Below are 12,047 nucleotides of genomic sequence, written 5' to 3' on the forward strand. Positions count from 1 at the left end.
CGCAGCACGGCAATGTGGTCGGTGATGGTCTTGGCGTTGCTCGGCCCCACGCCGATGTTGACCAGGGTGAGGCCGCTGCGGTCGGCGCGCAGCAGGTGGTAGGCCGGCATCTGCGGCAGGCGCGGCGGTTCGACGCCGGGCTCGCCGTTCCACAGGGGTTGCAGGGCTTGCAGCGCGCTGGCGCTCAGGCCCTGGCGCCGCGTCACCACGTTGCCCGGTTCCACAAAGGCCAGGTACTCGCTGTCGGGGCGGGCCATCTCGGCGCGGCCCAGCTTCACGAATTCGTCGATGTAGAACTGGTAGTTGGTGAACAGCACGAAGTTCTGGAACCAGGCCGGCGCGTTGCCGGTGTAGTGCCGCAGGCGCTGCAGGGAATAGTCCACCCGGGGCGCGGTGAACAGGGCCAGCGGTTGGGGCCCCTGCGGACCCGGGTCGTGGGTGCCGTTGGCGATGCCGTCGTCCATGGCGGTCAGGTCGGGCAGGTCGAACACGTCGCGCAGCCAGGCGCGGTGGGCATCGGTCAGGTCGCCCTCCACGTGGTCGTGTTCGGCAAAGGCGAAGTGCACCGGGATGGGCTGGTGCCCCACGCCCACCTCCAGCTCGCCGCCGTGGTTGTCCAGCAGCAGGCGGAACTGTTCCAGGTAGTAGTCGGCGTAGAGGTCGGGGCGGGTCAGCGTGGTCTCGAACCGGCCCGGGCCGGCGACGAAGCCGTAGCTCAGTCGGGCGTGGCCGGCGTCGGCGGGCAGTCGGGTGGCGGTCTGGGTGTGCAGCCGCACGAAGGGGTAGCAGGCACGCACCCGGGGCATGGGGTCGCCGCCCGGTGCTGGGGCCAGCACAAAGGCCCGCAGGGCGCGGCGCAGGTGGTCCACCGCGTCCTGGTACAGGCGCTGCACCTGGGCCAGGGCGGCGGCCGGGTCGGTGTGGCGTTGCGGCGGCACAAAGGGGGGGCTGTCGAACATGGTGGCGGGCTCGGCTGGGGTCAGGGCGCGGGCGGGGTCACCGGCTCGCGCATGGTCACGAATTCTTCGGCCGCCGTGGGGTGGATGCCGATGGTGCTGTCGAACACCGCCTTGGTGGCGCCGGCCTTCATGGCCACGGCAAAGCCCTGCACGATCTCGCCGGCCTCGGCGCCCACCATGTGCAGGCCCACCACCCGGTCGGTGGCCGGGTCCACCAGCAGCTTCATCAGGGTGCGTTCGGGGCTGCCGCTCAGCGTGTGTTTCAGCGCGCGGAATTCGGAGCGGAACACCTGGATGCGGCCGAAGCGCTCGCGCGCCTGCGCCTCGGTCAGCCCCACCGTGCCCACGTTCGGGTGGGTGAACACGGCGGTGGGGATCAGGTCGTAGCTCATGCCGCGCGGGGCCTGGCCGGCGGCGGGGCCGAACAGGTGGTCCACCAGCTTCATGGCCTCGCCCAGCGCCACCGGGGTGAGCTGCACGCGGGCGGTCACGTCGCCCAGCGCGTAAACGCTGGGCACGTTGGTGCGGTAGTGCTCGTCCACCACGATGGCACCTTGCGCACCCTGCGCCACGCCCACGGCCTCCAACCCCAGGCCGACCACGTTGGGCACGCGCCCGGTGGCGTACAAGGCGGCGTCCACCACCAGGCGGTTGCCGTCTTCCAGCCGTACGTGCAGGCCGTCGGCTTCGCGGTGCAGGCTCACCACGCCGGCGTTCAGCCGCAGGTCCACGCCGTGCTTGCGCATTTCGCCGGCCAGGAAGTGGCGCACCTCGTCGTCGAAGCCGCGCAGCACCTGCTCGCCGCGGTACAACTGCGTCACCTGGGCCCCCAGGCCGTTGAAGATGGAGGCGAATTCGCAGGCGATGTAGCCCCCGCCCACCACCAGCAGCCGTTGCGGGAAGTCGGGCAGATCGAACACCTCGTTGGAGGTGATGACGTGCTCGCGCCCCTGGAAGTGCGGAACGTGCGGTGTGCCGCCGGTGGCGATCAGCAGGCGTTCGGCGGTCAGCGTCTGGTGGCCGGCCGAGCCGTCGGCGTTGAGCGTGGCCACGCGCACGGTGTGGGCGTCCTGCAACTGGGCATAGCCGTTGACCACGGTCACGCCCGAGCCGCGCAGCAGGTTCGCGTACACGCCGTTGAGCCGGCCAATTTCTTTCGCCCGGTTGGCCTTGAGCGTGCCCCAGTTGAGGGTGGGCGCGGCTCCTTCCCAGCCGTAGCCGTGCGATTCCTCGAAGGCCTCGGCACAGTGGGCCGCGTAGCTGTAGAGTTTTTTGGGGATGCAGCCCACGTTCACGCAGGTGCCGCCCAGGCCGTCGGTGCCCAGCGCTTCGGCCAAGGCCACGCGCGCGCCGCGCTGGGCGGCCATGCGGGCCGCGCGCACGCCGCCGCTGCCGCCACCGATCACAAACAGGTCAAAGTCAAAAGGGGTCATGGTGCTGCCGAAGTCAAAAGTGCTGGAACGGTTCTGCCCATTGTGCCGGCTGCGTGGTGGCGGTACGGCCGAGCCCCAGGCGCCGGCGGGCAGAGTTGTGACCTGGTGTGACGCCGCAGGGCTCTGGCACACATCCCCTTACACCTCCGGCCCAGCGCAGAATGGGCGCCTGTTAGCATAAGCTATCGTTTGTGGGAGCCTTGCCATGTCCGTCCGTTCGCCCCTGTCTGTCCGTCAAGCGCTGGCCGCCGGCGCGGCCGCCGTGTGGCTGTTGGCCGCGCCCGCCTGGGCCGGCAAACCCGAATGGGTGGAGCAGGGCAAGCACGCTCGGGCAGAGCCAGAGGAGCGCCACGGCAAACGCGACCACGGCGGGCGGGACGACGACCGCCGCGCCCGCGACGACCGGGACCACCGCCGCGACGACGACCGGCGTTCCGGCCCAGCCTCTTATCCGGTGCAGGTGGGGGCGGTCGGCGTCGGTGTCCACATCGGGGGCTACTTCGGCGACAGCCAGCGCCGGGCGGTGCACGATTTCTATGCCCCTCAACTCCGCGCGGGCCAGTGCCCGCCGGGTTTGGCCAAGAAAAACAACGGGTGCCTGCCGCCGGGGCAGGCCAAAAAATGGGCCGTGGGTCAACGCCTGCCCCAGGGTGTGGCGACCTATCCCCTGCCGCCGGACCTGCGCCGCCGTTTAGGCACGCCGCCGGCCGGGCACGAGTTCGTGCGCGTGGCCGGGGACATTCTGCTCATTGCCGTGGGCACCCGCATGGTCATCGACGCGATCGAAGACCTGACCCGCTGACCCGCGCCTGCGCGGGCCGTCTCCGGGGCCGCGCCGTTGGCCGGTTCAGCACGGCTGGGGCAGCAAGCGGCGCAAATAGCGTCCGGTGTGGCTGGCCGGCTCGGCCGCCACCTGCTCCGGTGTGCCGTAGGCCACCACCGTGCCCCCGCCCGAGCCGCCCTCGGGCCCCATGTCCACGATCCAGTCGGCGGTCTTGATCACGTCCAGGTTGTGCTCGATGACGACGATGGTGTTGCCCGCGTCGCGCAACTGGTGCAGCACCTTCAGCAGCAGTTCAATGTCGCCAAAATGCAGGCCCGTGGTGGGCTCGTCCAGAATGTAGAGCGTGCGGCCGGTGTCGCGCTTGCTCAGTTCCTGGGCCAGTTTCACCCGTTGCGCCTCGCCGCCCGACAGGGTGGTCGCGCTCTGGCCCAGGCGGATGTAGCTCAAGCCCACGTCCAGCAGCGTCTGCAGCTTGCGCTGTAGGGTGGGCACGGCGTGGAAGAAGGCGTGGGCCTGCTCCACCGTCAGGTCCAGGATCTGCGCGATGTTCTTGCCTTTGTACAGCACCTCCAGCGTTTCGCGGTTGTAGCGCTGGCCCTGGCACACGTCGCACGGCACGTACACGTCGGGCAGGAAGTGCATTTCCACTTTCACCACGCCGTCGCCCTGGCAGGCCTCGCAGCGGCCGCCCGCCACGTTGAAGCTGAAGCGCCCCGGGCCGTAGCCGCGTTCGCGTGCCGTCGGCACCTCGGCCATCAGTTCGCGAATGCCGGTGAACAGGCCGGTGTAGGTGGCCGGGTTGCTGCGCGGCGTGCGCCCGATCGGGCTCTGGTCCACGTTGATCACCTTGTCAAAGTGCTCCAGCCCTTCGATGGCCTCGTGTGCCTCCGGCTCGTCGTGGCTGCGGTACAGGTGCTGCGACACGGCGCGGTACAGCGTGTCGTTGACCAGGGTCGATTTGCCCGAGCCGCTCACCCCCGTCACACAGGTGAACAGCCCCACGGGAAAGTCCACCGTGACCTGTTGCAGGCTGTGGCCACGGGCGCCCACCACGCGCAGGGTTTGCAGACCGCTGGCGCTGGGGGCGGCCACCGTTTTTTTGCTGGGCCAGGCGCTCGCCTTGGCGCCTTTTTTGGCCGGTGCCACGGGCTCGGGCGCTTTCTCGGGCAGCCACGGCGTGCGGCGGGCGGGCACTGCAATCGCCTTGATACCGCTGAGGTATTGCCCGGTCAGCGAGCCCGGTGTGGCCATCACCTCGGCGCAACTGCCCTGCGCCATCACCCGGCCGCCGTGCACGCCGGCCCCCGGGCCCATGTCGATCACGTGGTCCGCCGCGCGGATCATGTCCTCGTCGTGCTCCACCACCAGCACGCTGTTGCCCAGGTCGCGCAGGTGTTTCAGGGTGTCGATCAGCCGGTCGTTGTCGCGCTGGTGCAGGCCGATGCTGGGCTCGTCCAGCACGTACATCACGCCGGTCAGGCCGGAGCCGATTTGTGAAGCCAGCCGGATGCGCTGGGCCTCGCCGCCGCTCAGGGTTTCGGCGCTGCGGTCCAGGCTCAGGTAGTTCAGGCCCACGTCGTTCAGGAACTTCAGCCGTGACGCGATTTCACGCACCACCTTGTCGGCGATCTCGGCCTTGGCGCCGGTGAGTTGCAGCGACTGAAAATAGGCCTGTGCCTGGGCCAGCGTGATGCGGCCAATGTCGAAAATGGCGCGCCGCTGCTCGCCAGCGCCCACGAACACGTGGCGCGCCTCCTTGCGCAGCCGGGTGCCGTGGCAACTGGGACAGGCGTGGGTGGCGCGGTAGCGCGCCAGTTCCTCGCGCACGGTGGCGCTGTCGGTTTCGCGGTAGCGGCGCTCGAAGTTGCGCACAATGCCCTCGAACGGGTGGCTCTTGGTCACGCGTTTGCCGGCCGAGGCGCCCGAGTCCATCACGTAGCTGAAGGCAATCGCCTCGCTGCAGGAGCCGTACAGCAGCACCTGCTGCACGTGCTCGGGCAGCTGTTCCCACGGCGCTTCGGCGTCGAAGCCGTAGTGGGCGGCCAGGCTTTCCACCATGGCAAAGTAGTAGCCGTTGCGCCGGTCCCAGCCCTTGATGGCGCCGCTGGCCAGGCTCAGCGTGGGGAAGGCGACCACGCGCGCCGGGTCGAACACCTCGGTGTGGCCCAGGCCGTCGCAGGTGGGGCAGGCGCCCACCGGCGAGTTGAACGAAAACAGGCGCGGTTCCAGCTCGCTCAGCGCGTAGCTGCACAGCGGGCAGGCAAAGCGCGCGCTGAACAGGTGCTCGGCGCCGTTGTCCATTTCCAGCGCAATCGCGCGGCCATCGGCCAGCTTCAGCGCGGCCTCGAAGCTTTCGGCCAGACGTTGCTGCGCGTCTGTTCTGACTTTCAGGCGGTCCACCACCACGTCCAGATCGTGCTTTTCCTGCTTGTTCAGCGCCGGCATGTCGGCCGCGTCCAGTACCTGCCCGTTCAGGCGAAAGCGCACGTAGCCTTGGGCCTGCAGCTCGGCCAGCGTGTCGGCAAACTCGCCCTTGCGGTCGCGCGCGATCGGGGCCAGCACCATCAGCTTGGTGTCTTCGGGCAGGGCCAGCACGTGGTCCACCATCTGGCTCACCGTCTGGGCCTGCAGCGGCAGGTCGTGCTCGGGGCAGTGCGGCGTGCCGGCGCGGGCGAACAGCAGGCGCAGGTAGTCGTGGATTTCGGTCACCGTGCCCACGGTGGAGCGCGGGTTGTGGCTGGTGGCCTTCTGCTCGATGCTGATGGCCGGCGACAGGCCTTCGATCAAATCGACGTCGGGCTTGTCCATCAGCTGCAGGAACTGGCGCGCGTAGGCGCTCAGGCTTTCCACGTAGCGGCGCTGGCCCTCGGCGTACAGCGTGTCGAACGCCAGGCTGGACTTGCCCGAACCGCTCAGCCCCGTGATCACCACCAGCGCGTGCTTGGGGATGTCCAGGTCGATGTTCTTGAGGTTGTGGGTGCGGGCGCCGCGCACACTGAGCACGGGCTGGCGCCAGGCGTCGCGCAGGTAGGGGCCGGCGGCCGTGCCGTGGACGGCATCGGCCGGCAAGGGCGCAAGGGCGGGCGGGGTGGGGAGCGGCTCGGTCACGGGGTCTGTCCGTCAAAAGGGCAACCCGCCATCATAGAGCGCCAAGCCGGCCGCGCCCAGTCCGGCCGGCGGGGGGCGTTGTGCACCGGCCGCACCGGCGACGCAGGGGCGACGGGCCATCGGCCTTTGCTACACTGTGGACCATGTTCATTCACGGCATCCGCTTCACCGCCCGCCTGGCCCCGCAATGCGGCCGGGAGGCCTGGCCCTGGCGCAAGCCATAAGTTGCGCGCCACTCCCCTGGGTCGCCAGACCCACCGCGCGGCCCGCGGTGCTTGCCGTCTGCCGCGCCCTCACGCCCCGCCCGGGGCACTGGTTGAATGAACGCCGCCCCGCTGCCCGGGGCCGAGCTGCAGGAGGCTCACCCGTGATCACCGAAACCGAATTCCAGGACCTGGCCCGCCAGGGCTACAACCGCATCCCGCTGTCCACCGAAGCGTTTGCGGACCTCGAAACCCCCTTGTCGCTGTATTTGAAGCTGGCCCACGTGCAGGACGGCGGGCGCAACAGCTTTTTGCTTGAGTCCGTGGTGGGCGGCGAGCGCTTTGGCCGCTACAGCTTCATCGGCCTGCCGGCGCGGGTCTGGCTGCGTGCCCATGGTTTTGGCGCCGCCGCGCGGACCGAGGTGGTGCGCGACGGCGAGGTGGTGGAAACCGTGGCCGGCAACCCGCTGGACTTCATCGAGGCCTACCAGCGCCGCTTCAAGGTGGCGCTGCGCCCCGGCATGCCGCGCTTCTGCGGCGGCCTGGCCGGCTACTTCGGCTACGACACCGTGCGCCACATCGAGCACAAGCTGGCGCACAGCTGCCCGCCGGACGACATCGGCATGCCCGACATCCACCTGCTGCACTGCGAGGAGCTGGCCGTCATCGACAACCTGTCGGGCAAGTTGCACCTGATGGTGTACGCCGACCCGACCGAGCCCGACGCCTACGGCCGCGCCGAAGCCCGCCTGGCCGAGCTCAAAGCCCGTCTGCGCGTGCCGGTGCAGGTCCCTGAGGTGCACCCGTCGGCCCCCGCCACCGAAATCCGCCCCTACGCCAAGGCCGACTTCCTGGCCGCGGTGGAGCGCGCCAAAGAGCTGATCCGTTCGGGCGACTTCATGCAGATCGTGATGGGCCAGCGCATCAGCAAGCCCTACACGCAAAGCCCGCTCAGCCTCTACCGGGCGCTGCGCACGCTCAACCCCAGCCCCTACATGTACTACTACCACCTGGGCGACGCGCAGGTGGTGGGCTCCTCGCCCGAAATCCTGGTGCGGCAGGAAAAGACGCTGGATGGCACCAAGGTCACTATCCGCCCGCTGGCCGGCACCCGCCCGCGCGGCGCCACGCCCGAGGCCGACCAGGCCGCCGAGCAAGACCTGCTGGCCGACCCGAAAGAGCGGGCCGAGCACGTCATGCTGATCGACCTGGCCCGCAACGACATCGGCCGCATCGCCCAGACCGGCAGCGTCAAGGTGACCGAGGCCTTCGCCACCGAGCGCTACAGCCACGTGATGCACATCGTCAGTAACGTGGAAGGGCTGCTGAAACCGGGCCTGAGCAACATGGACGTGCTCAAAGCCGCCTTCCCGGCCGGTACCCTGAGCGGCGCCCCCAAGGTGCACGCCATGGAGCTGATCGACCAGCTGGAGCGCACCAAGCGCGGCGTCTACGGCGGCGCCTGCGGCTACCTGAGCTACGCCGGCGACATGGACGTGGCCATCGCCATCCGCACCGGCGTCATCAAGGACGGCTGGCTGCACGTGCAGGCCGCCGCCGGCGTGGTGGCCGACAGCGTGCCCGAACTGGAGTGGAAAGAAACCGAACACAAGGCCCGCGCCGTGCTGCGCGCCAGCGAACTGGTCGAGGAGGGCCTGCAATGAGCCGCACCAAAGTCCTGATGGTGGACAACTACGACTCGTTCACTTACAACATCGTGCAGTACTTCGGCGAACTGGGCGCCGAGGTCGAGGTGTTCCGCAACGACGAGATCACCCTGGAAGGCATCGCCGCGCGCGCGCCCGACCGGCTGGTGATTTCGCCCGGCCCCTGCTCGCCGGCCGAGGCGGGCATTTCCGTCGCCGCCATCCAACATTTCGCCGGGAAGCTGCCGATTTTGGGCGTGTGCCTGGGTCACCAGAGCATCGGTGCCGCCTTCGGCGGGCAGATCGTCCGCGCCCAGGAGCTGATGCACGGCAAGACCAGCGTCATCACCACCACGCAAGAGGGCGTGTTCGCCCACCTGCCGGCCCAGTTCACCGTCAACCGCTACCACTCGCTGGCCATCGAGCGCGCCACTTGTCCGGCGGTGCTCAAAGTCACCGCCTGGACCGACGACGGCGAAATCATGGGCGTGCGCCACACCGAACTGGCCATCCAGGGGGTGCAGTTCCACCCCGAGTCCATCCTGACCGAGCACGGCCACGCCATGCTGCAGAACTTCCTCGACCAGGCCTGAGGCCGTCCGTTCCCGCCGCTCCCGGAGCCCCCATGCACACCCACCTGATCACCCCCCAGGAAGCGCTGCAGCGCGTCATCGAGCACCGAGAAATCTTCCACGACGAGATGCTGCACCTGATGCGCCTGATCATGCGCGGCGAGATGTCGCCCGTCATGATGGCGGCCCTCATCACCGGCCTGCGCGTGAAGAAGGAAACCATCGGCGAGATCACCGCCGCCGCGCAGGTGATGCGCGAGTTTTCCACCAAGGTGGAAGTGGCCGACAAGACCCACCTGGTCGATATCGTCGGCACGGGCGGCGACGGTTCGCACACCTTCAACATTTCCACCTGCGCCATGTTTGTGGCCGCGGCGGCCGGTGCCAAGGTCAGCAAGCACGGCGGGCGCAGCGTCTCCAGCAAGTCGGGCAGCGCCGACGCCCTGGAGGCCTTGGGGGTCAACATCAACCTCAAGCCCGAAGCCATTGCCCGTTGCATTCAAGACGTCGGCATCGGCTTCATGTTCGCGCCCAACCACCACCCGGCCATGAAGAACGTGGCCCCGGTGCGCAAGGAGTTGGGCATCAAGACCCTGTTCAACATCCTCGGGCCGCTGACCAACCCGGCTGACGCGCCCAACATCCTGATGGGGGTGTTCCATGCCGATCTGGTCGGCATCCAGGTGCGGGCGCTGCAGCGCCTGGGCGCCGAGCACGCGGTGGTGGTCTACGGCAAAGACGGGCTGGACGAGGTCAGCCTGGGCGCGGCCACCCTGGTCGGTGAACTCAAGGACGGCCAGGTCACCGAGTACGAAATCCACCCCGAAGACTTCGGCCTGACCATGGCCAGCAACCGCGCGCTCAAGGTGGACACGCCCGAGCAGTCGCGCACCCTGTTGCTGGGCGTGCTCGACAACCAGCCCGGCCCGGCGCGCGACATCGTGGCGCTCAACGCGGGCGTGGCGCTCTACGCCGCCAACGTGGTCGGCTCCATGGCCGACGGCCTGGCGCTGGCCCGCGCTACCCTGGCCTCGGGCGCCGCCAAAGCCAAGCTGGCGCAGTTCGTGACCGCCGCCCACGCGCTCGCCGCCTGACCCCCGTGTGGCGCGACCCCGGCACCTGGATCGCCCTGGGCGTGTCGGCCCTGTTCGTGGCCGTCGCCGTGGTCCTGCACCGCGTGTTCCTGCGCATCCTGCAACAAGGCGAGCCGCCCCCGCCGCCCAACGAAAAGCCTCCCCATGAGTGACATCCTGAACCAGATCGTGGCCACCAAGCGCGAGGAAATCGCCGCGGCCCTCCAAAAGCACCCGCTGGCCGCCGTGCGCGAAGACGCCGAATCGCGACTGCTCACCCGCGACTTCGTCGGCGCCCTGCGCGCCAAAATCGGCGCCGGCCTGCCCGCCGTCATCGCCGAGGTGAAAAAGGCCAGCCCGTCCAAGGGCGTGATCCGCGCCGACTTCATCCCGGCCGACATCGCCCAGAGCTACGCCGAACACGGCGCCGCCTGCCTGTCGGTGCTGACCGACCGTCAGTACTTCCAGGGCAGCCCCGACTACCTCAAGCAGGCCCGCGCCAGCTGCGACCTGCCGGTGCTGCGCAAGGACTTCATGGTGGACCCCTACCAGGTTTACGAGGCCCGCGCCATGGGCGCCGACTGCATCCTGCTGATCGCCGCCTGCCTGGACGACGCGCAGATGGCCGACCTGGAGGCCCTGGCCCTGGGCCTGAACATGGCGGTGCTGGTGGAGGTACACGACCGCGCCGAACTGCAGCGCGCGCTGCGGCTCAAGACCCCGCTGGTCGGCATCAACAACCGCAACCTGCGCACCTTCGAGGTGACGCTGGACACCACGCTGGGCCTGCTGTCCGACGTGCCCGCCGACCGCCTGCTGGTGACCGAAAGCGGCATCTTGGGCCAGGCCGACGTGCAGCGCATGCGCGACGCCGGCGTGCACGCCTTTCTGGTGGGCGAGGCCTTCATGCGCGCCGACGAACCCGGCCGCGCCCTGGCCGACCTGTTCGGCCTGCCGGCCTGACCGTGCCGCGCGGCCACACCCCGTCGCTGTTCGATGCCCCGGGCGCGCCCGAGGCGCCACGCCTGGCCGCCTGGGCCCCGGACGACTGGCCGGTGGCCGACGACTGGCGCCCCTGCCTGGACGCGTTCTGGCCCAGCCCGGCCGGCCAGCGCCTGGCGGTCCGCCTGCGCGAGCGCCTCGCCGCCGGCGCCACGGTGTACCCGCCCCAGCCCCTGCGGGCGCTGGCCCTGACGCCGCTGCACGCGGTGCGCGTCGTCGTGCTGGGGCAAGACCCTTACCACGGCCCCGGCCAGGCCGAGGGGCTGGCGTTCTCGGTGGCGCCCGGGGTCCGGCCGCCGCCGTCGCTGCGCAACCTTTTCAAGGAACTGGCGCGCGATCCCGCCCTGGCCCCGCACCCGCCATTTGCCGGGCGCAGCGGCAGCTTGGCGGGCTGGGCGGGGCAGGGCGTGCTGTTGCTCAACACCACGCTCACGGTGGAGGCGGGCGCCGCCGCCAGCCACGCCGGCTGGGGCTGGGAAGCCCTGACCGACCGCTTGATCGCCGCCTGCAACGCCGAGGCCCGGCCCAAGGCTTTCCTCCTCTGGGGTGCGCACGCACAGGGCAAGGCCGGCCTGATCGACGCCGACCGCCACCTGGTGTTGCGGGCCAACCACCCGTCGCCGCTGTCGGCGCTGCGCCCACCGCAGCCCTTCATCGGCTGCGGCCATTTCGGGGCGGTCAACCGCTGGTTGGCAGAAAAACACGAAAAAACTGTCGATTGGTTTGTTGACTTTCAAAAAACGGTGGCATAATTTGAGGCTCGCCGGAGAGGTGCCCGAGTGGCTAAAGGGGGCAGACTGTAAATCTGTTGGCTTACGCCTACGCTGGTTCGAATCCAGCCCTCTCCACCAGCGAAACTTTTGTAGCGCGGACGCAGGTTCCGCAGTAGCGCGGTCCGGTTGTCGGTCGGCGAACTGCGGGAGTAGTTCAATGGTAGAACCCCAGCCTTCCAAGCTGATGACGCGGGTTCGATTCCCGTCTCCCGCTCCAGCAGAGGTTTCGAGGGTTGTTGGCAACAATTACCGATAGCAGCCGTCAGGCTGTTATGCCCATGTGGCTCAGTGGTAGAGCACCCCCTTGGTAAGGGGGAGGTCGGCAGTTCGATCCTGCCCATGGGCACCAAATCCATAGGTGTGTTTGTAGTTTCGGCAATTTTCAAATCGGAGCTGAAAAATGGCAAAAGAGAAATTTGAGCGGACCAAGCCGCACGTCAACGTCGGCACCATTGGTCACGTGGACCACGGCAAGACCACCCTGACCGCCGCCA

Annotated in this window: 11 protein-coding genes and 3 tRNA genes; 11 read left to right on the forward strand and 3 right to left on the reverse strand. The window is 69.0% G+C overall.

Going from position 1 to position 12,047, the window contains the following annotated elements; genetic code table 11:
• Together HA630_RS12715 and gorA are read right to left on the reverse strand one after the other, a co-directional pair.
• A partial coding sequence (locus HA630_RS12715; RefSeq protein WP_166835188.1) for an AMP nucleosidase occupies positions 1 to 959 on the reverse strand: 959 nt, incomplete at its 3' end.
• Positions 960 to 979: 20 nt separating this feature from the next.
• Positions 980 to 2,392, reverse strand: coding sequence for a glutathione-disulfide reductase (gene gorA, locus HA630_RS12720; RefSeq protein ID WP_166835190.1), 1,413 nt, complete (start codon positions 2,390 to 2,392; stop codon positions 980 to 982).
• 205 nt (positions 2,393 to 2,597) lie between these two features.
• Between gorA and HA630_RS12725 the strand changes: the two genes are divergently transcribed.
• Complete coding sequence (locus tag HA630_RS12725; RefSeq protein WP_208300081.1) at positions 2,598 to 3,194, forward strand: RcnB family protein; 597 nt, start codon at positions 2,598 to 2,600, stop codon at positions 3,192 to 3,194.
• A 45-nt stretch (positions 3,195 to 3,239) separates the two neighbouring features.
• Here the strand turns inward: HA630_RS12725 and uvrA are convergent, their stop codons facing one another.
• Positions 3,240 to 6,245 (reverse strand): excinuclease ABC subunit UvrA, encoded by a 3,006-nt coding sequence (uvrA, locus tag HA630_RS12730; RefSeq protein WP_166835198.1) that lies wholly within the window; start codon positions 6,243 to 6,245, stop codon positions 3,240 to 3,242.
• A gap of 406 nt (positions 6,246 to 6,651) precedes the next feature.
• Between uvrA and trpE the strand changes: the two genes are divergently transcribed.
• The 10 genes from trpE to HA630_RS12780 all read left to right on the forward strand — a co-directional run.
• Positions 6,652 to 8,151, forward strand: coding sequence for an anthranilate synthase component I (gene trpE, locus HA630_RS12735; protein WP_166833867.1), 1,500 nt, complete (start codon positions 6,652 to 6,654; stop codon positions 8,149 to 8,151).
• Positions 8,148 to 8,726: an aminodeoxychorismate/anthranilate synthase component II gene (locus HA630_RS12740; protein ID WP_166833865.1), complete on the forward strand. Its 579-nt coding sequence runs from the start codon at positions 8,148 to 8,150 to the stop codon at positions 8,724 to 8,726. The genes trpE and HA630_RS12740 overlap by 4 nt, the downstream gene beginning before the upstream one ends.
• A gap of 32 nt (positions 8,727 to 8,758) precedes the next feature.
• Positions 8,759 to 9,799 carry an anthranilate phosphoribosyltransferase gene (gene trpD, locus HA630_RS12745; RefSeq protein WP_166833863.1) on the forward strand — a complete coding sequence of 347 codons (1,041 nt, stop codon included), beginning with the start codon at positions 8,759 to 8,761 and terminating at the stop codon, positions 9,797 to 9,799.
• 5 nt (positions 9,800 to 9,804) lie between these two features.
• Positions 9,805 to 9,951 (forward strand): hypothetical protein, encoded by a 147-nt coding sequence (locus HA630_RS12750; RefSeq protein ID WP_166833861.1) that lies wholly within the window; start codon positions 9,805 to 9,807, stop codon positions 9,949 to 9,951.
• Entirely contained in the window at positions 9,944 to 10,741 is a 798-nt protein-coding gene (gene trpC / locus HA630_RS12755; RefSeq protein WP_166833859.1) for an indole-3-glycerol phosphate synthase TrpC, read from the forward strand. The genes HA630_RS12750 and trpC overlap by 8 nt, the downstream gene beginning before the upstream one ends.
• 2 nt (positions 10,742 to 10,743) lie before the next feature.
• Positions 10,744 to 11,532 carry a uracil-DNA glycosylase gene (locus HA630_RS12760; RefSeq protein WP_371809228.1) on the forward strand — a complete coding sequence of 263 codons (789 nt, stop codon included), beginning with the start codon at positions 10,744 to 10,746 and terminating at the stop codon, positions 11,530 to 11,532.
• A gap of 13 nt (positions 11,533 to 11,545) precedes the next feature.
• Positions 11,546 to 11,631 (forward strand) — tRNA-Tyr (locus HA630_RS12765).
• Between the two features lie 65 nt (positions 11,632 to 11,696).
• Positions 11,697 to 11,770: transfer RNA gene (locus HA630_RS12770), tRNA-Gly, on the forward strand.
• Positions 11,771 to 11,827: 57 nt separating this feature from the next.
• Positions 11,828 to 11,902 (forward strand) — tRNA-Thr (locus tag HA630_RS12775).
• A gap of 51 nt (positions 11,903 to 11,953) precedes the next feature.
• Positions 11,954 to 12,047: GTP-binding protein (locus HA630_RS12780; protein WP_018003793.1), on the forward strand; the 94-nt coding region annotated here is incomplete at its 3' end.

It is taken from the genome of Aquabacterium sp. A08 (genome assembly GCF_011742065.1).

What these genes read in the sequence shown, in the direction of transcription:
- gorA (WP_166835190.1), bottom strand. Translation starts at nt 2,392, where the DNA reads ATGACCCCTTTTGACTTTGACCTGTTTGTGATCGGTGGCGGCAGCGGC.
- HA630_RS12725 (WP_208300081.1), top strand. Translation starts at nt 2,598, where the DNA reads ATGTCCGTCCGTTCGCCCCTGTCTGTCCGTCAAGCGCTGGCCGCCGGC.
- HA630_RS12740 (WP_166833865.1), top strand. Translation starts at nt 8,148, where the DNA reads ATGAGCCGCACCAAAGTCCTGATGGTGGACAACTACGACTCGTTCACT.
- trpD (WP_166833863.1), top strand. Translation starts at nt 8,759, where the DNA reads ATGCACACCCACCTGATCACCCCCCAGGAAGCGCTGCAGCGCGTCATC.
- trpC (WP_166833859.1), top strand. Translation starts at nt 9,944, where the DNA reads ATGAGTGACATCCTGAACCAGATCGTGGCCACCAAGCGCGAGGAAATC.